The organism is Ruegeria sp. YTSC002 (genome assembly GCF_059609845.1).
The window spans coordinates 407,077-430,140 of sequence record NZ_JBXWML010000002.1 but is presented as its reverse complement, the minus strand read 5'-3'; the positions used below and the strand labels follow the sequence as shown (position 1 = coordinate 430,140).

Annotated in this window: 19 protein-coding genes; 9 read left to right on the top strand and 10 right to left on the bottom strand. The window is 60.0% G+C overall.

Going from position 1 to position 23,064, the window contains the following annotated elements; translation table 11 throughout:
* Positions 1-352: 352 nt before the first annotated feature.
* Positions 353-2,635: an adenosylcobalamin-dependent ribonucleoside-diphosphate reductase gene (locus tag AC2FFD_RS07195; RefSeq protein WP_496872685.1), complete on the bottom strand. Its 2,283-nt coding sequence runs from the start codon at positions 2,633-2,635 to the stop codon at positions 353-355.
* 129 nt (positions 2,636-2,764) lie between these two features.
* Here AC2FFD_RS07195 and AC2FFD_RS07190 point away from each other — a divergent pair, with 129 nt between their 5' ends.
* Positions 2,765-3,196, top strand: coding sequence for a DUF1489 family protein (locus AC2FFD_RS07190; protein WP_171119093.1), 432 nt, complete (start codon positions 2,765-2,767; stop codon positions 3,194-3,196).
* On the opposite strand, the gene hisG is transcribed toward AC2FFD_RS07190, so the two are convergent.
* From hisG to AC2FFD_RS07175, 3 genes are read right to left on the bottom strand one after another with little or no spacing between them, the layout of a single operon-like run.
* Positions 3,197-3,886 (bottom strand): ATP phosphoribosyltransferase, encoded by a 690-nt coding sequence (gene hisG / locus AC2FFD_RS07185; protein ID WP_257601235.1) that lies wholly within the window; start codon positions 3,884-3,886, stop codon positions 3,197-3,199.
* Entirely contained in the window at positions 3,883-4,971 is a 1,089-nt protein-coding gene (locus tag AC2FFD_RS07180) for an ATP phosphoribosyltransferase regulatory subunit (protein WP_496872681.1), read from the bottom strand. Before AC2FFD_RS07180 ends, hisG begins: the two co-directional genes overlap by 4 nt.
* 3 nt (positions 4,972-4,974) lie before the next feature.
* A complete protein-coding gene (locus AC2FFD_RS07175; protein ID WP_496872679.1) occupies positions 4,975-6,606 on the bottom strand; it encodes a histidine--tRNA ligase in 1,632 nt (543 codons plus the stop codon).
* Between the two features lie 129 nt (positions 6,607-6,735).
* Between AC2FFD_RS07175 and AC2FFD_RS07170 the strand changes: the two genes are divergently transcribed.
* On the top strand, positions 6,736-6,930 hold the full coding sequence (locus AC2FFD_RS07170; RefSeq protein WP_170346895.1) for a SlyX family protein: 195 nt from the start codon (positions 6,736-6,738) through the stop codon (positions 6,928-6,930).
* A gap of 4 nt (positions 6,931-6,934) precedes the next feature.
* Here AC2FFD_RS07170 and AC2FFD_RS07165 read toward each other — a convergent pair whose 3' ends face one another.
* The 3 genes from AC2FFD_RS07165 to dnaE form a co-directional block, all read right to left on the bottom strand.
* Complete coding sequence (locus tag AC2FFD_RS07165; RefSeq protein WP_254440087.1) at positions 6,935-7,303, bottom strand: hypothetical protein; 369 nt, start codon at positions 7,301-7,303, stop codon at positions 6,935-6,937.
* Between the two features lie 16 nt (positions 7,304-7,319).
* Positions 7,320-7,538, bottom strand: coding sequence for a YMGG-like glycine zipper-containing protein (locus tag AC2FFD_RS07160; RefSeq protein ID WP_170346894.1), 219 nt, complete (start codon positions 7,536-7,538; stop codon positions 7,320-7,322).
* Between the two features lie 85 nt (positions 7,539-7,623).
* Positions 7,624-11,127: a DNA polymerase III subunit alpha gene (gene dnaE, locus AC2FFD_RS07155; RefSeq protein WP_496872676.1), complete on the bottom strand. Its 3,504-nt coding sequence runs from the start codon at positions 11,125-11,127 to the stop codon at positions 7,624-7,626.
* Between the two features lie 344 nt (positions 11,128-11,471).
* Between dnaE and xdhA the strand changes: the two genes are divergently transcribed.
* The 7 genes from xdhA (at position 11,472) to AC2FFD_RS07120 (ending at position 20,856) form a co-directional block, all read left to right on the top strand.
* Positions 11,472-12,833: a xanthine dehydrogenase small subunit gene (gene xdhA, locus AC2FFD_RS07150; protein ID WP_496872674.1), complete on the top strand. Its 1,362-nt coding sequence runs from the start codon at positions 11,472-11,474 to the stop codon at positions 12,831-12,833.
* A complete protein-coding gene (gene xdhB / locus AC2FFD_RS07145; protein WP_496872672.1) occupies positions 12,830-15,232 on the top strand; it encodes a xanthine dehydrogenase molybdopterin binding subunit in 2,403 nt (800 codons plus the stop codon). Before xdhA ends, xdhB begins: the two co-directional genes overlap by 4 nt.
* The gene (gene xdhC, locus AC2FFD_RS07140) at positions 15,232-16,167 is read left to right on the top strand and encodes a xanthine dehydrogenase accessory protein XdhC (protein ID WP_170346889.1); all 936 of its coding nucleotides are present in this window, start codon (positions 15,232-15,234) and stop codon (positions 16,165-16,167) included. The genes xdhB and xdhC overlap by 1 nt, the downstream gene beginning before the upstream one ends.
* Positions 16,164-17,681, top strand: coding sequence for an ABC transporter ATP-binding protein (locus AC2FFD_RS07135; protein ID WP_170346888.1), 1,518 nt, complete (start codon positions 16,164-16,166; stop codon positions 17,679-17,681). The genes xdhC and AC2FFD_RS07135 overlap by 4 nt, the downstream gene beginning before the upstream one ends.
* 63 nt (positions 17,682-17,744) lie before the next feature.
* Positions 17,745-18,827: an ABC transporter permease gene (locus AC2FFD_RS07130; RefSeq protein WP_170346887.1), complete on the top strand. Its 1,083-nt coding sequence runs from the start codon at positions 17,745-17,747 to the stop codon at positions 18,825-18,827.
* Positions 18,828-18,830: 3 nt separating this feature from the next.
* On the top strand, positions 18,831-19,751 hold the full coding sequence (locus AC2FFD_RS07125) for an ABC transporter permease (RefSeq protein WP_170346886.1): 921 nt from the start codon (positions 18,831-18,833) through the stop codon (positions 19,749-19,751).
* Between the two features lie 31 nt (positions 19,752-19,782).
* Positions 19,783-20,856 carry a BMP family ABC transporter substrate-binding protein gene (locus AC2FFD_RS07120; protein WP_170346885.1) on the top strand — a complete coding sequence of 358 codons (1,074 nt, stop codon included), beginning with the start codon at positions 19,783-19,785 and terminating at the stop codon, positions 20,854-20,856.
* Positions 20,857-20,973: 117 nt separating this feature from the next.
* Here the strand turns inward: AC2FFD_RS07120 and AC2FFD_RS07115 are convergent, their stop codons facing one another.
* Genes AC2FFD_RS07115 through AC2FFD_RS07105 form a run of 3 tightly spaced genes read right to left on the bottom strand, consistent with a single transcriptional unit; the run spans position 20,974 to position 23,026 of the window.
* The gene (locus AC2FFD_RS07115; protein ID WP_170346929.1) at positions 20,974-21,771 is read right to left on the bottom strand and encodes a metal ABC transporter permease; all 798 of its coding nucleotides are present in this window, start codon (positions 21,769-21,771) and stop codon (positions 20,974-20,976) included.
* Positions 21,771-22,511, bottom strand: a complete 741-nt coding sequence (locus AC2FFD_RS07110) for a metal ABC transporter ATP-binding protein (protein ID WP_170346884.1) — start codon at positions 22,509-22,511, stop codon at positions 21,771-21,773. The genes AC2FFD_RS07115 and AC2FFD_RS07110 overlap by 1 nt, the downstream gene beginning before the upstream one ends.
* A 2-nt stretch (positions 22,512-22,513) precedes the next feature.
* Positions 22,514-23,026 carry a Fur family transcriptional regulator gene (locus AC2FFD_RS07105; RefSeq protein ID WP_170346883.1) on the bottom strand — a complete coding sequence of 171 codons (513 nt, stop codon included), beginning with the start codon at positions 23,024-23,026 and terminating at the stop codon, positions 22,514-22,516.
* Positions 23,027-23,064 lie beyond the last annotated feature (38 nt).

Genomic DNA, 23,064 nt, shown 5'->3' with positions numbered 1-23,064 from the left:
GTTCCCTCATCTATCCAGTGAGAAAAACCGACCGACAACGTGCGAAGAAGAGTAGAATTGAGAAGCAGCCAACGGTCGGCCCTAACAGGGGCAGATCAGAGAAACCGTATGAGAAAGATATGCTGCGATGTCGTCATAGAATGAAACAGCCCTATTACCGGACGCACGTCAATACCTTCGTACTATTGATACTGACTGAGAAAGCGTCTGTTAAGAAAATGAGACGCTTTCCCGCCCCTATGATAACAAGGGGGTTTTGATACTTGGGCGACAAAGACCTTGTCTTTGGGCGAAAAAATCGCTGATTTGGGTCTCAATTGCTTGGTGCATCAACAAGCCCCCACCCCGCGCCTCAGCCACATTTCGAGTGTCCGCAACTGCGGCAGGTCATGCAGCCCTCGATCATCACCATGTCGTACTGCCCGCAGGACGGGCAGGCCTTGCCGCGTGGGGCATCCATGTTGACCACCTGCGCCTGCGGGTCGGATTTCAGTCCCATCCCTTCCCCCTCAAGGAACCCGATCGCGATCATGTGCTGCTCGATCACGCCGCCGATGGCCGCCAGGATCGAAGGGATGTACTTGCCCTGCACCCAGGCCCCTCCGCGCGGGTCGAACACGGCCTTCAGTTCCTCGACCACGAAAGACACGTCCCCGCCCCGCCGGAACACGGCCGAGATCATCCGGGTCAGCGCCAGCGTCCAGGCGTAGTGCTCCATGTTCTTCGAGTTGATGAACACCTCGAACGGGCGACGGCGGCCACCGATGACGATGTCGTTGATCGTCAGATAGATCGCGTGCTCGCTGTCGGGCCATTTCAGCTTGTAGGTCGAACCCTCCAGCGACTGCGGTCGGTCCAGAGGCTCGGACATGTAGATGACGTCGCCGCCATCCACCTCGTGCGGGGCATCCGCGCTTTCGCCCGGCACCTTGTCGTCGCTTTCCGAAACGGTCAGCACCGAACCCGTCACGTCGTTCGGTCGATAGGTGGTGCAGCCCTTGCAGCCCAGGTCCCAGGCCTGCATGTACACGTCCTTGAACTCGTCGAACGAGATATCCTCGGGGCAGTTGATGGTTTTCGAGATCGAGCTGTCGATCCACTTCTGCGCCGCTGCCTGCATCTTGACATGCTCGGCCGGCGTCAGCGTCTGGGCGTTCACGAAATAGTCGGGCAGTTCGACGTCGCCGAACTTGTCGCGCCACATCTGAACGGCGTAATCCACCACCTCTTCCTCGGTCCGCGAGCCGTCTTTCTGCAAAACCTTGCGCGTATAGGCATAGGCAAAGACCGGCTCGATCCCCGACGACACGTTGCCCGCGTACAGAGAGATCGTCCCAGTGGGCGCGATCGAGGTCAGCAGCGCATTGCGGATCCCGTGCTCGCGGATGGCCTCGCGTACATCGTCATCCATCTGCTGCATCGTGCCGCTGGCCAGGTATTTCTCGGCATCGAACAGGGGAAACGCCCCTTTTTCCTTGGCCAAGTCGACCGACGCCAGATACGCGGCGCGGGCGATCGCGTGCAACCAGCGCTCGGTCTGACGCGCCGCCTCGTCGGACCCATAACGCAGGCCCAGCATCAGCAGCGCATCCGCCAATCCAGTCACACCCAATCCTATACGGCGTTTATCCTGCGCTTCAGCCTCTTGTTCGGCCAGTGGGAATTTTGACACATCAACGACATTGTCCATCATCCGGACAGCCGTGGCGACAAGTTCTTGAAGGGCCGCGTCATTCAAACGGGCGTTTGCCTCAAACGGTTCAGACACCAGCCGCGCCAGGTTGATTGAACCCAACAGGCAGGCCCCGTAAGGCGGCAACGGCTGTTCGCCACACGGGTTCGTGGCCGCGATGGTTTCAACGTAGCTGAGGTTGTTGGCCTGATTGATCCGGTCGATGAAGATCACGCCCGGCTCGGCATAGTCATAGGTGGCCTGCATGATCTTGTTCCACAGATCACGCGCCTGAACCGTGTGATAGACTTTGTCACCAAACACCAGTTCCCACGGTCCATCAGCCTTGACCGCCTCCATGAACGGATCGGTCACCAGAACCGACATGTTGAACATGCGTAGTCGGGCCGGGTCGGATTTGGCGGTGATGAACTGTTCGATATCCGGGTGGTCACAGCGCATGGTCGCCATCATGGCGCCCCGGCGCGAACCGGCGGACATGATCGTGCGGCACATGGCATCCCAGACATCCATGAAGCTCAGCGGCCCCGAGGCATCCGCCGCAACGCCTTTCACGTCAGCGCCACGCGGGCGGATGGTCGAGAAATCATAGCCGATCCCGCCGCCCTGCTGCATGGTCAGCGCGGCCTCTTTCAGCATGTCGAAAATTCCGCCCATGCTGTCAGGGATCGTTCCCATGACAAAACAGTTGAACAGGGTCACCTGACGCGCGGTGCCGGCACCTGCTGTGATGCGCCCGGCAGGCAGGTATTTGAAATCCTCCAGCGCCTCATAGAATTTTTCTTCCCAGTGCCCCGGGTCGTTTTCCACCCGCGCCAGATCGCGGGCAATACGCCGCCAACTGTCTTCAACCGTTTGATCGATGGGGGTGCCATCCGCCTGTTTAAAGCGGTACTTCATATCCCAGATCTGCTCGGCAATGGGGGCGGCAAAGCGGCTCATTGGTGATTCCCTGTGCTGAAAGAGGTATCCAGACTAACTCAAATCACATACGCACCACAACACCTTGATGACAACTGGAACCAAGCTACAATATAAAGATCATCCTCGGGACGACTCTGTGGGAAAGCTGTGGATAATTACGTAAACCTCATAAAACTCTCGGTCGGGTCGGAAAGCGTCGACACGCTGATGGCCTGGCAGGACAGCTATCGCCAGCGGTTCGCAGATGGCCTTCCACGCCACGTCACCCGCATGTGGCCCAAGCGCGAAGCCGAAATTCTGAACGGCGGATCGATCTACTGGGTCATCAAGGGCGTAATCCAGTGTCGGCAACGAATCCTGCGGCTGGATGAAGTGATCGGAGACGATGGTATCCGCCGCTGTGCCATTGTGCTGGACCCCAAGCTGCACCGCACCCAGAACGCCCTGAAACGCCCGTTTCAGGGATGGCGTTATCTCAAGCCTGAAGATACTCCTGCCGATTTGCCCAAAAACCGCGAGCAGGACGATGCCCTGCCCGACGATCTGAACCGCGCCCTGGCAGAAATAGGTGTGCTGTAGTCACCGCAGCCGATCCAACAATTCGGACAGAACCTCTTTTTCCGTTGGATCATATTTTGCAACGCGACTGCGCCACAAAGTGGCCTGCGATTGCAGGATCAGACCGTCCGACAGGATCTTCAGATGGTTCGCGCGCAGGGTCTCTCCGGTCGAGGTGATGTCGGCAATGGCTTCGGCGGTTTCATTCATCACCGTGCCTTCAGTCGCGCCCTGACTGTCGACCAGCGTATAATCGGCCACGCCCGCTTCGGTCAGGAATTCCCGAACCAGACGGTGGTATTTTGTGGCGATCCGCAGCCGGTGGCCGTGGGTCTTGCGAAACGCAGCAGCTGCCGCGTCCAGGTCATCAAGCGTATCGACATCGACCCAACATGCCGGGATTGCGATGATCAGATCAGCTTTGCCGAAGCCAAGCTGCGAAACCTCTTCAACCTGCTGTTCCCAGCGCGGCAGTTTCTCGTGCACCAGATCGATCCCGGTGACGCCCAGATGAATCCGCCCCGCCGCCAGTTCACGCGGGATCTCCCCCGCCGACAGCAGGATCAGAGAGACACCGTCGATCCCTTCAACCTTGCCCGCATATTCCCGATCCGACCCGCTGCGTGACAAGGTGATGCCGCGTTTTTCGAACCACGAGAAGGTCTTTTCCATCAACCGGCCCTTCGAGGGCACACCCAGTTTCAGGCTCATACAGCGCCCTCCTCGATCTCGAGCATCAGGTCGGGGCGCAACACGCCACCAACAGCCGGGATTTCGTCCCCGTTGCCCAATTGGCGGGTCAGCGCGTCATAACGCCCACCCGTGGCGATCGGAGGCAGGTCAGGCCGACCTTCCGCGTAAAACCCAAATACGAAACCATCGTAATATTCCATTGATGTCCGACCATAGGCGGCCTCGAAATCCAACCGATCCACATCGACGCCACGCGCTTGCAGCGCAGCCACGCGCGCTTCCAACCGGTCCAGTGCGGGCGTGATCTGCGGCAGATCCACCGCCACGTCGCGCAGCTGTTCCAGCGCAAATGGCATGGTCTCGCGCACATTCAGCAACGTTTCCAGCCCGGCCAGCTCATTGTCGGAAATCGGCGGCGTATCGCGGTCTTCGCGCAGGGCTTCGATGCGCGCCGCGATTTCGGCCTTGCGGCGCTTGCCGATCATAGGGGCATCAAAGGCCATCGGGTCGGCTGCGTCCAGCAGCGCGGCGCGCCCTTCCGAGGGCGCCTTGCGACCTGCAAACCGATCCAGCAAGATACGGAATCGGCGCGGTCTCCACAGGTGTCGCATCAGCGCAGCCTTGCGACGGTCGGTCGTGCGCAGCCCCTCGACAGCAGCGGTGAGGATACCGATATCGCCGGTCGCCGCGCGCAGGGGCAACCCACGCAACTGGAGCGCCATCAGCGAAAACACCTCGGCATCGGCCCCGGCGGGGTCTTCCCGGTCAAAGACCTCATAGCCCACCTGGATGTATTCATTGGCGCGGTCGGGGTCGTGCTCCTGACGGCGGAACACCTCGCCGGAATAGGTATAGCGCGCCGGTTCGGCCCCGTCGCGCATATGCATCTGCACCACCGGCAGGGTGAAATCCGGGCGCAGCATCTGTTCGCCGCGCAGCGCGTCCGAGGTGACATAGGCCCGCGCGCGGATGTCCTCGCCGTAAAGGTCCAGCAGCGTCTCGGCCGATTGCAGCAGCGGCGGGTCGACGACCTGCGCCCCGGCGGCCTCGAAGCGCACGCGCATCATCGCGGCCCGGGCCTGGATCTGGGATCGGTTGGGCATGGCTCAGTCCTGACTGTCCAGAATCTCGCGCACCTTGGCGACCAGATCGCCGCGCGGCACCTCGAACTGGCTGGGGCGTTCCTTCCATTCCTCGAGCGTGGCGCTTTCGGCAATCTTGGCACCCAGGATCAGATCCTTGATCTGCACGATACCTTTGGCCTTTTCGTCGCCGCCCTCGATCACTGCAATCGGAGAATTCCGCTTGTCCGCGTATTTTAGCTGATTGCCGAAATTCTTGGGGTTGCCCAGATAGACCTCGGCCCGGATGCCAGCATTGCGCAGCTCGGCCACCATCGCCTGATAGTCGGCCATGCGGTCTCGATCCATGACGGTCACGACCACTGGACCCGTCGCCTGTGCGGTGACCCGGCCCTTTTCGCGCAGCGCGGCGAGCAGGCGATCAACGCCGATAGAGATGCCTGTCGCAGGTACTTCCTGCCCGGTAAAGCGCTTGACCAGATCGTCATAGCGCCCGCCGCCTGCAACGGAACCAAATTGCCGCTTGCGGCCCTTTTCGTCAAAAATCTCGAACGTGAGCTCAGCCTCGTATACCGGCCCGGTGTAATATCCCAATCCACGTACGACGGAAGGATCGACCCTGATCCGGTCCGCTCCATATCCTTGCGCGCTCAAAAGATCGAAGATTTGCCTAAGCTCTTCAACGCCTTGGAAACCCACAACAGAACTTCCGACAATTCTCTTCAGATGGTCGAAAACTCTTGTGTTCCAAATAGACAAAGCATCCGGATCGGAAGCTACTGGATCATTTCTAAATTCATGGGAAACAGCGTGCCGCGCTCGGTCCAATTGGTCGCCACGTTTGTTATTGCCCTCATCGAAAGCCCGTGAGGCTTCTTGAGAAAGCTCATTCTGAACAATGCTGAAATAGTTGATAAAACCCAAAACTGGTTGCATTTGAGCATCACTCAAGCCGACACCTTCGATAAAAGCTCCAGAAGAGTCTAGGCGACCTTTACCGAGCAGTTCTCTCACGCCCTGCTCACCAACCTTGTCGAATTTGTCGATGGTGCGCAGAACGGCGTCTTTCTGATTTTCATCAGCAAGACCGATGGTCTCCAGAACGCCGTTCAGAACCTTGCGGTTGTTGACCCGGACCAGATAGTCGCCGCGGGGGATGCCCACGGTCTCCAGCGTATCGGACAGCATGGCGCAGATCTCGGCATCGGCGGCCATGCTGGCCGTCCCCACCGTATCCGCATCACACTGATAGAATTGGCGATACCGCCCCGGCCCCGGCTTTTCGTTGCGCCAGACCGGACCCATCGCATAACGGCGATAGGGCGTGGGCAGATCGTTGCGGTGCTGGGCATAGACCCGGGCCAAAGGTGCGGTCAGGTCATAGCGCAGGGCCATCCAGTCGCCATTGCCGCCGTCATCAAATTCCTGCCACGCAAAGACGCCTTCGTTCGGGCGATCGACGTCAGGCAGGAACTTGCCCAGCGCCTCGACGGTCTCGACCGCACTGCTTTCCAACGCGTCGAACCCGTAACGATGATACACGCCCGCAATCGTCCGCAGCATCTCGGTGCGCTGCGTGACTTCCTCACCGAAATAGTCGCGGAACCCTTTCGGCGTGACGGCCTTGGGGCGGGGCTGTTTCTTGGGCTTGGCCATGTGGGGCGTCCTTGGGAGAGTCCTTGTTCCGCGCGCGGTCTATCCCAAGGTCCGCATCGGGGCAAGGCGCGCTTTCTCTGGCCTTGGGCCGACTGTGTCGCTATGACCAGCGCAAGACAGGAGTCACTTATGCAGCATCTGGAAGAAGAGATCGCCCATCTGACCCGTACCGTGGACGAGTTGAACACGGTCGTCACCAGACAACAGACGGAAATCGACCGGCTGACCCAACGGGTTGAATTGCTGTTGCAGCGCGAAGCAGAACGGGCGCAGGAAGGATCCGGCGGCATAGTCCTTGGTGACGAACGGCCGCCTCACTACTGATACATTACAGCCCCAGTGTCGATTTCACGGCATTGTCCACGACACCACCCAACAAGGCGTTTTCGTCCCCGGCACAGCCCTCTTTCAAAGCGGCCAAAAAAGTTTCGCGCAAAGCGGCCTTTTCCTCGTCCGAAGTCGCGTGGGCCTCGATATCGACCTGTCGGTTGTAAAGCGACAGGGCCGTCATCTTCCCGACCACGTCCAGAATGTACTCTTCGTTCCCGTCAGCCTCTTCGACGACAGAGGCGCAGGTGTGATACATCACCGGCAGCGCGTTCTGCATCATCTGTTCGGCTTCCTCGTCAGCGAAGGCCAATCCGGGGGCTGCGATCAGCAAGGCAGAGGCCGCTCGCTTCAGCGAATTCATACGCATCTTCCTTCTCCTCCACTCACTTGGAATTCGCGCCGATCAGCGCACCAGCCACTGCACCTGCGGCAGCACCCTTACCGTCGCCGATCAGGGCACCGACACCTGCGCCGATCACAGCGCCTTTGATCGTGTTTTCCTTTTTCTTGTCATCCGCCAGCCCAGCTGAGGCCGAAACCAAGGCCAGCGATGCCGCTGCAACAAATACAATCTTTCTGAACTTGAGACCTGCTATTGCCATAACAACGCCCTCCCGTGGCATGACCTAATGACATCTCTGTCAAGTCAGCCTAGCGAGGCGCCAATCAACTGGCAACAAAGCGGCGTCATATCTCTTCGACGGTCATCACGCCTTCAAGGGATTTGATCGCGCCCTTGATCTGCGGGTTGATCGGGAACTCGCGCCCCAGATCCATTTCGACATCGCCGGGCAGGCTTGGGTCCAGCAACATGAACTGGATTGGCCCTCGTGCGGCCCCTTTCGCGGCAGAGGCGGCGTCTTCCAGCACCTTGGCGACCGTTGGCACAGCCTGCGCTTCGTCAACGTAAATTCGCAGCCCGGTTGCCCCGGCCTCGGCCACGAGGGAATCCGCAGGGCCAACCGAGCGGCCCAGCAGCTTGAGCTGATCGGCTTCCATCGTCGCCTCGGCAGTCAGGACAACCTGCGCGCCGGTTTCCAGAAACTCGCGACACTTCTCCAACGTGTCCGAAAACAGCGTGACCTCATATGCGCCGGTGGGATCAGACAGCTGAGCGAAAGCAAAGCGGTTGCCCTTGGCCGATTTCCGCTCCTGCCGACCGGCGACAACCCCGGCCATCTTCACTCCCATCATTCCCCTAGCTCGGACAGCATTAATCACTTCGTCCAGCGTCATAACCTGCTTGCGTTTCAGCGCGGGCATGTAATCGTCCAGCGGGTGCCCCGACAGGTAGAAGCCGATGGCCTTGAATTCCTCGCTGAGGCGCTCGGCCGGCAGCCAGTCCGGCGTCGGCGACAGGCGCGGTTCGGGCAGGTCATCGCCTGCCTCGCCGAACAGAGACACCTGATTGGAGTTTTTCTGTTCATGGATCGCCGCCGAATACTGCACCAGGCGGTCAAGGCTTTCGAACACGCGGCGGCGGTTCTTGTCGAGCTCATCAAAGGCCCCGGCACGCGCCAGCATTTCCAGCGGACGTTTGCCGACCTTTTTCAGATCGACCCGGCGGGCAAAGTCAAAGAGGTTGACGAACGGCTTGTCTCCCCTGCCCTGCACCACCAGATTCATCGCCTCGACGCCGACATTTTTGAGCGCGCCCAGCGCATAGACCAGCTGACCATCCACCACGTCGAAGGTCGCCAGCGAGCGGTTCACGCAGGGCGGCACATAAGGCAGGCCCAGCCCCTTGCGGACCTCTTCGAAATACACTGCCAGCTTGTCGGTCAGGTGGATGTCGCAGTTCATGACGCCGGCCATGAACTCGACCGGGTGGTTCGCCTTGAGCCATCCGGTCTGGTAGCTGACCACCGCATAGGCCGCCGCGTGGGATTTGTTGAAGCCGTAATTGGCGAATTTCTCCAGCAGGTCGAACACCTCGGAGGCCTTCTTGGCGTCCACGCCGTTCTTGGCCGCGCCGGCCTCGAATTTCGGGCGTTCGGCGTCCATCGCCTCCTTGATCTTCTTGCCCATCGCGCGGCGCAGCAGGTCGGCGCCGCCAAGGCTGTATCCCGCCATGACCTGCGCGATCTGCATCACCTGTTCCTGGTAGACGATGATGCCCTGCGTTTCTTCGAGGATATGGTCGATCAGCGGGTGGACCGAGGTGATCTCGCGCTGGCCGTTCTTGACCTCGCAATAGGTGGGGATGTTCTCCATCGGGCCGGGGCGATACAGCGCCACAAGGGCCACGATATCCTCGATGCAGGTGGGTTTCATGCGCTTGAGCGCATCCATCATGCCCGAGCTTTCAACCTGGAACACCGCCACGGTCTTGGCTGCTGAGTAAAGCTTATAGGTCGCCTCATCATCCAGCGGGATGGCGTTGATCTGGTTTTCAGCCCCCTCGGCGGGTTCATAAAGCTCGGTGCCATCGGCGGCGATGTGCAAGGGACGCCCGGATTTGAAGATCAGGTCCATCGCGTTCTGGATCACGGTCAGGGTCTTCAGACCCAGAAAGTCGAACTTCACCAGCCCGGCCTGTTCCACCCATTTCATGTTGAACTGGGTCGCGGGCATGTCGGAACGCGGGTCCTGATAGATCGGCACCAGCGCATCCAGAGGCCGGTCGCCGATCACCACCCCCGCCGCGTGGGTCGAAGCATTCCGCAGCAACCCCTCGACCTGCTGGCCATAGGTCAGCAGGCGGTCGACCACTTCTTCCTCGCGCGCGGCCTCGCGCAGGCGGGGTTCGTCTTTCAGGGCCTTTTCGATCGAGACCGGCTTGACGCCTTCGACCGGGATCATCTTGGATAGGCGGTCCACCTGCCCATACGGCATTTGCAGCACCCGCCCGATGTCGCGCACGGCGGCCTTTGACAGCAAGGCCCCGAAGGTGATGATCTGCCCCACCTTGTCGCGCCCGTATTTCTGCTGCACATAGCGGATCACCTCTTCGCGGCGGTCCATGCAGAAGTCGATATCGAAGTCGGGCATCGACACCCGTTCGGGGTTCAGGAAGCGTTCGAACAGCAGGCTGTAGCGCAGCGGATCGAGGTCGGTGATCGTCAGCGCATAGGCCACCAGTGACCCCGCGCCCGAGCCCCGCCCCGGCCCGACGGGAATGTCGTGATCCTTGGCCCATTGGATGAAATCCGCGACGATCAGGAAGTAGCCGGGGAAACCCATGCTTTCGATGATGCCCAGTTCGAAATCCAGACGTTCCTGGTATTCCTCGGGCGTCACCGCATGCGGGATCACGGCCAGACGTTTCTGCAAGCCCTCATTGGCGATGCGCCGCAGCTCGGCCACCTCGTCATCCGCGAATTTCGGCAGGATCGGGTCGCGCCGATAGGCCATGAACGCGCAGCGTCTGGCGATTTCGACGGTGTTTTCGATGGCCTCGGGCAAGTCCGCGAACAGGGTCGCCATCTCTTGTTGCGACTTGAAATAGTGCTGAGCCGTCAGGCGACGGCGACCTTCCTGCTGGTCGACATAGGCCCCTTCCGATATGCAGATCAGCGCGTCATGAGCTTCGTACATGTCCGGCGTCGGGAAATAGACGTCATTCGTGGCGACCAGCGGCAGGTTCTTAGCATAGGCCATCTCGACATGGTCACGTTCGGTCAGGCGCTCGGCCTCGGGCTGGCCATCCTCACCCGGATGACGCTGGAGCTCGATGTAAAACCGATCGGGGAACATTGCCGCCAACCGATCGACCAACGCGTCGGCCGCCGGACGCTGACCCTGTTGCAGCAGCATCCCGACCGGGCCGTCGGGTCCACCGGACAGGCAGATCAACCCTTCGGATCGCTCAGCCAATTCTTCCAAAGTGACCTGAGGCAGTTGCCCGCCCTTGTCCACGTAGAGGCAAGTGCTGAGCTTCATCAGGTTTTCGTACCCGGTCTCGGACTGCGCCAGCAGCACCAGAGGCGCGGGTGTCTTCGGCTTCTCGCCGGGCTGGGCCTGAACATAGGTCAGATCGACCTGGCACCCCATGATCGGCTGCACCCCGGCCCCGCTTGCGGTGACCGCGAATTCCAGCGCCGAAAACATCGAATTGGTATCCGTTACGGCAACGGCTGGCATCTCCATCTTCTCGCACAGGCCCGGCAGCTTTTTCAGCCGCACGGCGCCTTCCAAAAGGGAATATTCAGTGTGAACGCGGAGGTGGATGAATCGTGGAGAGCTGCTCATGACGCCCAAGCTACCCCAGCCGGCTGCGCGACAAAAGGCGGAACCGCGCCACGTTTGCCGCAAAAAAAATCGCCATTGATTATTCGGCTTTTTCAGAAGGTGCTTCGGGATTGACTGGGCGCCGCAATTAAAAACTGCTTTATTTACAAGTGGCTGCCCATTAATCAGACAAGACGGCAACAGGCCGTATACGTCTAATGGTGTATAACAGAGGCGGTTTTTCTTGCCAGACAAGCCGCGCTGTTTCTAACATCTCATGGCAAGCAATTCGCCCGCCACTCTTTCTACGTCGCATCGAAGGAGGGCCGCAGGGGCGCAACTGGGTAAGGCGACGGGTTTCTCGAATGAACATCACGTTTCTTCTGAACGGAGAGACAGTGGAGTTGGCTGGTGTTGATCCGACAGCCACCCTGCTGGATTGGCTGCGCGAAGATCGCGGTCTGACCGGCACCAAAGAAGGCTGCAACGAAGGCGATTGCGGGGCTTGCACCGTGATGGTGACGGATGACCAAGGCGCCAAGGCCCTGAACTCGTGCATTCTGTTTCTACCGCAATTGCATGGCAAGGCCGTCCGAACAGTTGAAGGCGCAAGTGGCCCGAATGGCGAAGCGCACCCGGTCCAGCAGGCAATGGTCGATCTGCACGGCTCGCAATGCGGCTTCTGCACACCCGGGTTCGTCATGTCGATGGTGGCCGGGCACACGAATGGTGCAACGGACCATGACACTTTGCTTGCAGGCAACCTTTGCCGCTGCACCGGCTATGCGCCGATCATTCGCGCGGCGAAAGCGGCCGAGGAACAGCCCGTTCCGGTTTGGGTCAAAGATAGCCCACCTGCAACGATTGCCGCTTCGCGCATGCTGCCAACCTCATCCGACGAATTGGCCGCCGTGTATGCCGAGAACCCGAATGCGACTCTGGTCGCTGGTGCGACCGATGTGGGCCTTTGGGTCACGAAACAATTGCGTGAACTTGACCCGGTGATCTTCCTCAACCGCTGTGATGATTTGAAGAAGATCACGCTCGGCAGTGAAGAAGTCCGCTTTGGTGCCATGGTCGACATGAATCGCATGGCAGATGCATTGGTCGATCTGCATCCCTCCTATGCCGAGATGATCCGACGCTATGCGAGCGTTCAGGTTCGCCATGCGGCCACGGTCGGTGGCAATATCGCCAACGGCTCGCCCATCGGGGACAACCCGCCCGCGCTGATCGCATTGAACGCGACACTGCACCTGCGCAAGGGCAACGATCGGCGGTCGATCCCGCTGGAAGAGTTCTTCATCGACTACGGCAAACAGGATCGGGTTCCGGGCGAGTTTGTCGAAGCCGTCAGCTTCCCGCGCCAACCAGATCGCCTGAAGGTCTACAAGCTCAGCAAACGGTTCGATCAGGATATCTCGGCCGTCTGCGGCTGTTTCAACATAACCGTTTCGGAGGGCAGCGTCACACAGGCGCGCATCGCGTTTGGTGGCATGGCCGGTACTCCGAAACGGGCAACCCATGTCGAGGCCGCCTTGATCGGCAAACCGTGGACTCGCGCGACCGTTGACGCCGCGCTGCCTTCCTTTGCCGACGACTTTTCGCCACTCACGGATATGCGCGCCTCGGCCCTGTATCGACTGGAAACCGCCAAGGCGATGCTGCAACGGTCTTTGCTGGAAGATCAGGGTGAGATCACCAATGTGCTGGAGGTGTCGGCATGAGTGTGACGCAAGCCCTGCCCCACGACGCCGCCCCATTGCACGTTTCGGGCGCGGCGCGGTACGTGGATGACATCCCGACACCCAAGGGCACGCTGCATCTGGCCTTTGGCCTGAGCCCGATCGCCAGGGGCAAGATCACCGCAATGGATCTGTCGGCTGTCAAAGACGCCGAGGGTGTCGTGATGGTCATGACGGCACAGGATCTGCCATTTGCCAACGATGTCTCGCCCTCGATCCACGATGAGCCGCTGCTGTCGGACGACTCGGTGCACTATATCGGTCAGCCCGTGTTCCTTGTCGTTGCCACCAGCCATCTGGCCGCCCGCAAAGCGGCGCGATTGGGTAAGGTCGACTACGCCGAAGACGTGCCAATCCTGACGATCGAAGAGGCGCTGGCCGCCGACAGCCGGTTTGAAGACGGTCCACGCATCTTTGCCAAGGGCGATGCGGATGCGGCCATTGCCAATGCACCGCATGTGATCGAAGGTTCGTTTGAACTGGGCGGGCAGGAGCATTTCTATCTGGAAGGTCAGGCCGCGCTGGCCGTGCCGAATGAAGGTGCGGATATGCTGGTGCACAGCTCGACCCAGCACCCGACCGAGATTCAACACAAAGTGGCCGACGCTCTGGGCGTTCCGATGCACGCCGTCCGGGTCGAGACCCGCCGCATGGGCGGAGGATTTGGCGGCAAGGAAAGTCAGGGCAATGCGCTGGCCGTGGCCTGCGCCGTGGCCGCGCGGGCAACCGGCAAGGCCTGCAAGATGCGCTATGACCGCGACGATGACATGATCATCACCGGCAAGCGCCACGCCTTTCGCATCTCGTACCGTGCTGGCTTCGATGAGAATGGACATATACAGGGCCTCTCACTCCACCACTATGCGATCTGCGGCTGGGCGCAGGACCTGTCGTTGCCCGTGGCGGACCGGGCGATGCTGCACTCGGACAACGCCTACCTTTTGCCGAACGCCCGGATCGAAAGCCACCGGTTGAAGACCAACACCCAATCTGCCACGGCCTATCGCGGGTTCGGCGGCCCCCAGGGCATGGTCGGCATCGAACGGGTCATGGACCATGCCGCGCATGAACTGGGTTTGGATCCCGTTGAGCTGCGCCGCCGGAATTACTATGCACCCGCGCACGCCGTGGCCGAGAGCACACCGACAGAAAAACCACAGGGGCATCCCGATCCGCACGAAGACCTGACCAGCCGCGGCGCCGTTGAAATGGGCGACGCACCGGTGCGTCCTCTGCCCGCCTGCGGCAACACCACACCCTATGGGATGGAGGTCAGCGATTTCGAACTGCACGGCATGACCGAGGCGTTGCTGAAATCCAGCGACTATGCCGCGCGCAAGGCGGCCATCACGCAATGGAACGCCGAAAACAGCGTAATCAAAAAGGGCATCGCCTTTTCCCCGGTCAAATTTGGTATCTCGTTCACGCTGACTCATCTCAATCAGGCGGGTGCGCTGGTACATGTCTATCAGGACGGATCAGTCCACTTGAATCACGGTGGCACCGAGATGGGCCAGGGCCTGTTCCAGAAGGTCGCTCAGGTCGCCGCGTCGCGCTTTGGCATACCGCTGGAGATGGTGAAAATCACCGCAACCGACACGGCGAAAGTACCAAACACGTCTGCGACGGCGGCATCTTCGGGAAGTGACCTGAACGGTATGGCGGTGAAGGCCGCATGCGACACGATCCGTGATCGGATGGCCGTCTATCTTGCAGAGCATCATCAGGCCGATCCATCGACGGTCACGTTCACGGATGGGTATGTCTCGGTCTCAGAAGAACGCTACACCTTCGCCGAAGCCGCCGCACTGGCCTATCAGGGGCGCGTCAGCCTGTCGGCCACGGGCTTCTACAAAACACCCAAGATCGAATGGGACCGGATCGCCGGGCGCGGTCGCCCCTTCTTCTACTTTGCCTACGGCGCTTCCGTTACCGAGGTGGCGGTGGACACTCTGACCGGTGAAAACCGCATTCTGCGAACGGATATCCTGCATGATGCGGGCGCATCGCTGAACCCGGCGCTGGACATAGGTCAGGTCGAAGGCGGTTATGTGCAGGGCGCGGGGTGGCTGACGACCGAGGAACTCGTGTGGGACAGCAAAGGAAACCTGCGCACGCACGCGCCCTCGACCTACAAGATCCCGGCCTGCTCGGACCGGCCGGACATCTTCAACGTCACGCTTTGGGATGGCGAAAACCGCGAGGACACGATCTATCGCTCGAAAGCTGTGGGCGAGCCGCCTTTCATGCTGGGGATCTCGGCCTGGCTGGCGCTGTCGAACGCAGTTGCCGCCTGCGGAGACAAGTACCCGGCCCTGAACGCTCCGGCCACGGCCGAAGAGGTTTGGCGCGGGGTCCAGAGGATGAAGGGAGGCATCTGATGGGATTTGACCTTGAGGCTTTGAGGGAGGCGGTCAAAACCCACGGGAAAGTGGTTCGGGTGGTCATCGCCGGGATCAAAGGGTCGTCCCCGCGCGAGGTGGGTGCTGCAATGCTGGTCTGGAAAGACGGGCAAAGCGGAACCATCGGCGGTGGTACATTGGAATACCAGGCCGCAGAGGCCGCACGAACGCAAACAGTGGCCACGCGCCTGACGCATCACACGCTGGGACCGGACATGGGGCAATGTTGCGGCGGAGCAGTCTCTTTGTTCAGCGAGGTCTATGATCTCAAGACGGTTGAAACGCTGGATGATACGATCATTGCTCGATCAGCTTCGGGGGGCGCCATGCCTCTTTCCGTCAAGCGAATGCTGGCGGCGGCACGCAGTCAGGGCATTGCACCCGAACCGCGCCTGATCGACGGCTGGATGATCGAACCGGTGCATAAACCGGCGCGAAACCTGTGGATCTGGGGCGCAGGTCACGTCGGACGGGCGCTGGTGGATGTTCTGTCCCCCCTGCCCGATCTTGCGATCACTTGGGTCGATACCGGCCCCGAGCGCTTTCCCGACGTGATTCCCCAAGGCGTGACCGATCTGCCAGCGACGAAACCGGCCGACCTTGTGCGACATGCACCGGCCAATGCCGAGCACCTTGTGCTGACTTATTCACACAATCTGGATCTGGAACTGTGCAACAGGCTGCTTTTGCACGATTTCCGCTTTGCGGGGCTGATTGGCTCGGCTACCAAATGGGCGCGGTTCCGATCGCGATTGGCGGCCCTTGGGCATCCGCCCGACCGGATAAGCCGGATAACCTGCCCGATTGGTGACCCGTCGCTGGGCAAACACCCGCAGATGATCGCCGTGGGCGTCGCAGCGCAACTGCTGCGTCCGGCCCGGCAGAACGAGTTGAAGAAGGACCTGAGCGCGTGACCACTCCATTGCTGAGCCTGCAAGGGTTGACCAAAGCCTATCCCGGTGTCGTGGCCAATGATCAGGTGTCCTTTGACATCGGTGAGGGCGAAGTTCACGCCTTGTTGGGGGAAAACGGGGCCGGGAAATCCACGCTGGTCAAGATGATCTATGGGCTGGTGAAACCTGACAGTGGCACCATGCTGTTGCGCGGTCAGCCTTTTGCGCCGCCTGAACCCCGCGCCGCGCGGGCTGACGGAATTGCGATGGTGTTTCAGCATTTTTCGCTGTTTGACGCCCTGAACGTGGCCGAAAACATCGCCTTGGGGATGGAAAACCCGCCCGCCATGGGTGATCTGGCCTCGCGCATCCGCGAAGTGTCCGAAACCTACGGCCTGCCGTTGGATCCGTTCCGCACTGTGGGCGATCTGTCCGCCGGCGAACGCCAGCGTGTCGAAATTATCCGTTGCCTGCTGCAAGACCCGAAACTGCTGATCATGGACGAACCGACCTCGGTACTGACCCCGCAGGAGGTCGAGATCCTGTTCGAAACGCTGAACAAGTTGCGGTCCGAGGGCACGTCGATCCTGTATATCTCGCACAAGCTGGAAGAGATTCGGACCCTGTGTGACCACGCCACGATCCTGCGGCTTGGGAAAAATGTCGGCGAGTGCGTCCCCTCTGAGACCTCGGCCCGCGACATGGCCGAACTGATGGTGGGAACGGCCCTGCAAACCCCGGAACGTTCCGGGCGTGATTTTGGCGCAGTGGCGCTGGATGTCAGCGGGCTGTCGGTGCCTTCTCCGTCAGAATTCGGTACCGCATTGCGCAACGTGCATTTGACCGTCCGCAAGGGCGAGGTTCTGGGCATTGGTGGTGTTGCGGGTAACGGGCAGGATGAATTGCTTGGCGTTTTATCTGGTGAAATCCTGACGACGGCCGATGCGATCAAATTCAACGGTCAGGCGATTGGTAAGCTGGGCCCAACAGCGCGACGCAAACTTGGCGTGTTGACCGCGCCCGAAGAACGGCTGGGCCATGCCGCTGCCCCGAACATGAGCCTGACCGAAAACGCCCTGTTGACCGGTTCGGTTCGAGAGGGTCTGGAAAGCAACGGCTTTCTGAAATGGACCGAGACCAGGAGCTTTGCGGAGAAGATCATCGAGGTTTTTGACGTCCGGACACCCGGCCCGGACAACGCGGCGCGGTCTTTGTCCGGGGGGAACCTACAGAAATTCGTGATCGGACGCGAAGTGCTGCAAAACCCGGATGTGTTGGTGGTGAACCAGCCAACCTGGGGCGTGGATGCCGCAGCGGCCGCGTCGATCCGGCAGGCAATCCTCGACCTGGCGGCAAAGGGAACGGCGGTTGTCTGCATCTCTCAGGATCTGGATGAGTTGATGGAAATCTCGGACAGCTTTGCTGCGCTGAACGAGGGCCGCCTGAGCGCGCCACGTCCGACGACCGGACTGACAGTGGACGAGATCGGGCTGATGATGGGCGGTGCCCACGGAATGGAGGTGGCGCATGTGTGATCTGTTGGGCCGCCTTCGGCGAGAGTATTTGAAAAAAGATGAAGAAGTCAGGGGAACGAGCTGATGATTGTGCTGGAGAAACGTCCTCAGCCTTCCAGGGTCTGGTCTTATGCGACGCCGTTGGTTGCAGTTTTGGCGACGATGTTTTTTGGTGGTTTGTTGTTCGCCATACTGGGCAAGAATCCGGTCGAGGCCATCGGCACCATCTTCTGGGAACCTCTTTTTGGTGAATTCGCCTTTTATTACCGCCCGCAGCTGCTGGTGAAAGGCGCGCCGCTGGTGCTGATCGCCATCGGCCTTTCGTTGGGGTTTCGGGCAGGCATCTGGAACATCGGGGCCGAGGGCCAGTATATCATGGGCGCCATTTTCGGTGCGGGTGCCGGGCTGGCATTCTACCCGCTTGAGGCATGGTACATATTCCCGATCATGGTCATCGCAGGTGCCTTCGGTGGCTGGCTGTGGGCAATGATCCCGGCTGTTCTGAAAGTACGCTTCGGCACCAACGAAATCCTCGTGTCGCTGATGCTGGTTTACGTGGCCGAGCAGATGCTGGCCTCGGTTTCGCTGGGGTTGCTGAAAAACCCCGAGGGGTTCGGCTTTCCGGGATCGCGTAACCTGCAATCTTATGAAAGTGCTCACAATGCTGAATTGATCATTGGTTCCGGGATGCACTGGGGTGTGGTCGCGGCTTTCATCGCGGTGATTTTTGCCTATGTGCTGCTCAATCGTCACATGTTGGGCTTCCACATTCGTTTGACGGGTGAAGCACCCCGTGCGGCCAAGTTTGCGGGTGTAAACCCCGCCCGCCTGATCCTGTTCTGTCTTGGGATGTCCGGCGCTCTGGCCGGTCTGGCCGGGATGTTCGAAGTATCCGGGCCTTCGGGTCAGGTCAGCATTGATTTCAACGTCGGCTATGGTTTCACAGCAATCATCGTGGCCTTTCTGGGCCGCCTGCACCCGGTAGGCATACTTCTTGCCGGGTTTCTGATGGCGCTCACCTATATCGGCGGTGAAATCGCGCAGTCTCAGCTGGGCCTGCCAGCCGCTGCCATTCAGGTGTTCCAGGGCATGCTTCTGTTCTTCCTGCTGGCCTTAGACCTGTTGACCAACTACCGCATCCGTGCGGCCCGAAAAGAGGTGGCGTGACTCATGGATCTTGGCCAAATCAACCCCGTACTTCTGGTCGCCTCACTGATGGTGGCCGCAACGCCCCTGCTGCTTGCAGCAATCGGAGAGCTGGTCGTCGAAAAGTCAGGTGTTCTGAACCTCGGCGTCGAAGGCATGATGATCGTGGGTGCGATCAGCGGCTTTGCGATTTCGGTCGAGACCGGCTCGCCCTGGCTGGGCTTTGTCGCTGCCGCCATCGGCGGCGCTGTTCTTTCGCTGCTGTTCGTCTTGTTGACGCAGTTTGCATTGGCCAATCAGGTGGCCAGCGGTCTGGCTCTGACCCTGTTTGGCCTTGGGTTCAGCGCACTGATCGGGCAGAGCTATGTGGGGATCAAACCCCCCAGTATGGGCGACATCCATATTCCGCTGATCAGCGATATCCCGGTTGTCGGCCCGATCCTGTTCCAACATGACCCGATCCTGTACCTGGGCATCGCGATCACGGCGACCGTCTGGGCGGTGCTGAAATACACGCGTGTTGGTCTGATCCTGCGGGCCGTCGGTGAAAACCACGATGCCGCGCATGCGCTTGGCTACAAGGTGATCAAGATCCGCATTCTGGCCATCATGTTCGGCGGCGCCTGCGCCGGTCTGGGCGGGGCCTATATCAGCCTGATCCGCGTACCGCAGTGGACCGAGGGCATGACCGCCGGAGTCGGCTGGATCGCATTGGCCCTTGTTGTCTTTGCAAGCTGGAAACCGTGGCGGGTCCTGTTGGGTGCCTATTTGTTCGGCGGCATTACCGTGTTGCAGCTTAATTTGCAGGCGGCAGGCGTTGCCATTCCCGTCGAGTATCTGGCAATGTCGCCCTATATCATCACGATCCTTGTGCTTGTGATCCTTTCGGCCGACAAGAGCAGCGCGCCTGCTTCGCTGGGCCGGATATTCCATGCCTCACACTAGGGGCCAACAGTACCAATTTGGGGAGTAACACATGAAATTCACTGCACTTCTGACGAGCGCCGCCATGGCGCTGGGTCTGGCCTCGGGGGCCATGGCCGAAGACAAGACCAAAGTCGGTTTCGTCTATGTCGGCCCGGTCGGCGATGGCGGCTGGACCTATGAACATGACAAGGGCCGGCAGGCCGTTGAAAAAGAGTTCGGCGACAAGGTTGAAACCGTATTCGTTGAATCGGTTCCCGAAGGCCCGGACGCCGAGCGTGTGATGACGCAGATGGCGCTGGAAGGCGCGGATCTGATCTTTACCACTTCGTTCGGTTACATGGACCCGACCATCAACGTGGCCAAGAAATTCCCGAACGTGAAATTCGAGCATGCAACCGGCTATAAAACCGCCGACAACGTCTCGGTCTACTCGGCCCGCTTCTACGAAGGCCGCGCGGTTCAGGGCCACATCGCCGGTAAAATGACCAAGTCGAACATCATCGGCTATATCGGGTCCTACCCGATCCCCGAGGTGATCCGCGGCATCAACTCGGCCTATATCCACGCCAAGAAGGTGAACCCGGATGTCGAGTTCAAGATCGTCTGGGCCTACACGTGGTTCGACCCGGCGAAAGAAGCTGACGCCGCCACCGTTTTGATCGAACAGGGCGCGGACGTAATCCTGCAACACACCGACTCGACAGCACCGCAAGCAGCGGCGCAAGAGGCCGGCAACGTGATCACCTTCGGTCAGGCATCGGACATGAGCGAATACGCACCGCTCCCGCGTGTGTCATCGATCATCGACAACTGGGCCCCCTATTACATCGCGCGGACTAAAGCGGTAATGGACGGGACATGGACATCCTCCAACACCTGGGACGGTATCGGAGCAGGAATGGTCGAAATCGGCGAGATTTCGGACGCGGTTCCCGCAGATGTCAAAGAAGAGGCGCTGGCCCTGAAGGCGGCGCTTGCAGATGGCAGCTATCACGCGTTCACCGGTCCGCTGAAGAAGCAGGACGGAAGCGACTGGTTGGCTGAAGGCGAAACTGCTGACGATGGCACGCTGGCTGGCATGAACTTCTATGTTGAAGGGCTGGAAGGCGAGATTCCGCAGTAAGCTTTTTCATCAAGGAATGAATTAGGCCCGCACCTGGTCTGCGGGCCTTTTTTATGCGCACCGGCATCGGACAACATCTGGTTAGCGTGAATGACGTTCGCATACCGCCCGGGTCGATCAAGCCCTGCCCTGCGTTCGCCACCCCACCAGGCTGAGACAGGCAAACAAAACAGCGGCCACGCAGACTATCGAAGGCCCCGCCGGAGTATCGAACACATAAGCCGCTCTGAGCCCCGCAATCGCGGAAAACGCGCCTATTGCGGCCGCTATCAATGCCATTGATTCGGGCGATCGGGCCAGATTTCGTGCCGCCGCCGCGGGAATGATCAGCATCGCCGCAATCAGCAATACCCCCACGACCTTGATCGCAACAGCCACGGTTACCGCCAGAGACAGGGTCAGGATCAACTGTTCCCGTCTCGGGTCGAAACCACTGGCATAGGCCAGTTCCTCATTCAATGTGGCCGTCAAAAGCTGAGCCCATCGCCAGGCGATCAGCGCCACGACAAGCGCGGCGCCGCCCCAGATCACCAGCAGATCCGATCGGGAAACCGCAAGAATATCCCCGAACAGATACGCCATCAAATCTATGCGGACGCCGGACAAAAACGAGACAGCAACCAGACCGAAGGCCAAAGCGGAATGCGCCAGGACCCCCAGCAGCGTGTCCATCGCATAGCCACGACCGGCCAACAAGGTGACCGTCAGCGCCATAATCAGTGCAACGGCCAGCGCTCCGGTGAAGATCGACATCTGAAAGGTCAGCGACAGGGCCACGCCCAGAATTGCGGCATGTGCGGTTGCGTCACCGAAATACGCCATGCGGCGCCACACCACGAAACACCCAAGAGGAGCAGCCGCAAACGCAACACCGATACCTGCGAGCGTTGCCCGCATCATGAAATCGTCAAGCATCATTCCGCCGCTTCCTGAGGGTTTGCATCATGGTCGTGATTGTGATCGTGCTCGTGCCGGTACAGGGCAAGCGCACCGCCTGTTCCCGTTCCGAACAAGGCCCGGTATTCGGGTGCCGAAGCGACCACCGCCGGCGATCCTTCACAGCAGACATGCCCGTTGAGACAAATCACCCTGTCCGAGGCGCTCATGACCACGTGCAATTCGTGACTGATCATCAGGATTGCACATCCGGTTTCGCGGCGTACGGCCTCGATTTGCTGGTAGAAACTCGCCGAACCGCGCTGGTCCAGCCCTTGGGTCGCCTCATCCAGCAGCAGAAGGTCAGGTTTGTTGATCAGCGCCCGCGCCAGCAACACACGCTGAAACTGACCGCCCGACAGTTGCGACATCTGACGTTTCAACAGATCCGGGACGCCCGCCGTTTCCAGCGCCTCGACGCATTGGCGACGTGAAACGCGATCCGTCAGGCGCATGAACCTCTCGACCGAGATTGGCAAGGTGGGATCCACATGCAGTTTCTGCGGCACATATCCGATCTTCAATCCGGGTTTCAGTGATACATGCCCGGCACATGGCCTGGTCGCGCCAATGATGGCGCGCAACAGGCTGGTTTTACCCGATCCGTTTGGCCCGACGATGGTGACGATCTCACCAGGTTCGACTGCCATATCCACATGGCTCAGAACAGTATTGGCGCCGTAGCGCACACTGAGATTCTCGACACAGACGAGCGTCATTTTCAGGCCTTTTCGGTGCAGTCGGGGCAAAGTCCCTCGGCTTCTACAACCGTTCGCTCGATCTCGAAACCCGCAGCGCGCGCAGCAGCACCAAGAACACCTTTGGCCGGCGCAGACTGCGCCTCGGCCACCGCATCGCACTTCCTGCAAATCATGAATGCCGGAGAATGCGACGCGCCGGGATGTGAACAGGCGACAAATGCATTCAGGCGCTCGATCTTGTGAACGAACCCGTTTTGAACAAGGAAATCAAGCGCCCGATAGGCGACCGGTGGTTGAGATCCGAACCCTTCCTCTCGCAATCGGTCAAGGATGGCATAGGCACCAAGGGCCCGATGCTCTTGCAGCAGCATTTCCAAGACCTTGCGGCGAACCGGCGTCAGGCGCAGCCCCTCGCCCTTGCACCGTGCCTCGGCGGATAGCAACGCCGTTTTGACGCAAGTCTGGTGGTCATGTTCCTGAAACCCGACCGGGGCCGCCTCATCGACAGAGACAGGATTCGTATCACTTGTCATGTTATTTCATATCATGTATTGCCACTCGTAACGTTATA

What these genes read in the sequence shown, in the direction of transcription:
- AC2FFD_RS07195 (WP_496872685.1), bottom strand. Translation starts at nt 2,635, where the DNA reads ATGAGCCGCTTTGCCGCCCCCATTGCCGAGCAGATCTGGGATATGAAG.
- hisG (WP_257601235.1), bottom strand. Translation starts at nt 3,886, where the DNA reads ATGAGCCTGAAACTGGGTGTGCCCTCGAAGGGCCGGTTGATGGAAAAG.
- AC2FFD_RS07180 (WP_496872681.1), bottom strand. Translation starts at nt 4,971, where the DNA reads ATGCCCAACCGATCCCAGATCCAGGCCCGGGCCGCGATGATGCGCGTG.
- AC2FFD_RS07175 (WP_496872679.1), bottom strand. Translation starts at nt 6,606, where the DNA reads ATGGCCAAGCCCAAGAAACAGCCCCGCCCCAAGGCCGTCACGCCGAAA.
- AC2FFD_RS07170 (WP_170346895.1), top strand. Translation starts at nt 6,736, where the DNA reads ATGCAGCATCTGGAAGAAGAGATCGCCCATCTGACCCGTACCGTGGAC.
- AC2FFD_RS07165 (WP_254440087.1), bottom strand. Translation starts at nt 7,303, where the DNA reads ATGCGTATGAATTCGCTGAAGCGAGCGGCCTCTGCCTTGCTGATCGCA.
- AC2FFD_RS07160 (WP_170346894.1), bottom strand. Translation starts at nt 7,538, where the DNA reads ATGGCAATAGCAGGTCTCAAGTTCAGAAAGATTGTATTTGTTGCAGCG.
- dnaE (WP_496872676.1), bottom strand. Translation starts at nt 11,127, where the DNA reads ATGAGCAGCTCTCCACGATTCATCCACCTCCGCGTTCACACTGAATAT.
- xdhA (WP_496872674.1), top strand. Translation starts at nt 11,472, where the DNA reads ATGAACATCACGTTTCTTCTGAACGGAGAGACAGTGGAGTTGGCTGGT.
- xdhB (WP_496872672.1), top strand. Translation starts at nt 12,830, where the DNA reads ATGAGTGTGACGCAAGCCCTGCCCCACGACGCCGCCCCATTGCACGTT.
- xdhC (WP_170346889.1), top strand. Translation starts at nt 15,232, where the DNA reads ATGGGATTTGACCTTGAGGCTTTGAGGGAGGCGGTCAAAACCCACGGG.
- AC2FFD_RS07130 (WP_170346887.1), top strand. Translation starts at nt 17,745, where the DNA reads ATGATTGTGCTGGAGAAACGTCCTCAGCCTTCCAGGGTCTGGTCTTAT.
- AC2FFD_RS07125 (WP_170346886.1), top strand. Translation starts at nt 18,831, where the DNA reads ATGGATCTTGGCCAAATCAACCCCGTACTTCTGGTCGCCTCACTGATG.
- AC2FFD_RS07120 (WP_170346885.1), top strand. Translation starts at nt 19,783, where the DNA reads ATGAAATTCACTGCACTTCTGACGAGCGCCGCCATGGCGCTGGGTCTG.
- AC2FFD_RS07115 (WP_170346929.1), bottom strand. Translation starts at nt 21,771, where the DNA reads ATGCTTGACGATTTCATGATGCGGGCAACGCTCGCAGGTATCGGTGTT.
- AC2FFD_RS07110 (WP_170346884.1), bottom strand. Translation starts at nt 22,511, where the DNA reads ATGACGCTCGTCTGTGTCGAGAATCTCAGTGTGCGCTACGGCGCCAAT.
- AC2FFD_RS07105 (WP_170346883.1), bottom strand. Translation starts at nt 23,026, where the DNA reads ATGACAAGTGATACGAATCCTGTCTCTGTCGATGAGGCGGCCCCGGTC.